This is a genomic window from Pseudomonas sp. HY2-MNA-CIBAN-0224, assembly GCF_040310285.1.
GTDB lineage: Bacteria > Pseudomonadota > Gammaproteobacteria > Pseudomonadales > Pseudomonadaceae > Aquipseudomonas > Aquipseudomonas helleri.
In genome coordinates, this window is sequence record NZ_JBEOPQ010000191.1 from 1 (window position 1) to 442 (window position 442).

1 pseudogene is annotated in these 442 nt (G+C 45.7%); it reads right to left on the bottom strand.

Annotation, left to right across the window (positions count from 1 at the left end):
- Positions 1-398 (bottom strand): annotated as a pseudogene (locus AAEZ03_RS25980) (hypothetical protein); the annotation flags it as partial.
- Positions 399-442 lie beyond the last annotated feature (44 nt).

Here is a 442-nt window from a genome sequence, read left to right on the forward strand (position 1 = left end):
TTTAACCAGCCGTCAGAGGTATGAACCATGCCTTTAATACGTTGCCAGTTAGGCAATTTTAACAACCATTCTTGTAAACCATCAGCGTTAAATACGTAATGTGCAGGCAAGCGCCAGCCCCCTAACAGCATGTCTTGTTGTTGTTCGTGATAGCGGTAGGGGAGCTCAGTATCTGCCGCTATGCCGTCATGACTTTCATTGTTTTGTATAGCTTGATTAGACATCAAGCCAGTAAGTGGCTGTCTAGTAAGTGGCTGTAAGGAAATGCGAATCTGATTAGGCTGGCTTTTATTGGTAGCGCGTTGCCGAGAGATGGTATGGCTTGGTTTGGTCAGCTGTGCTATCAGCATTGATAAGGCGGTATTCAAAGCAGTTATCTTATTTGAGCGATCATCCACGGTGTGAGGCTCAGATTCTGTCCAGATAGTGGTCACGTCAGGAT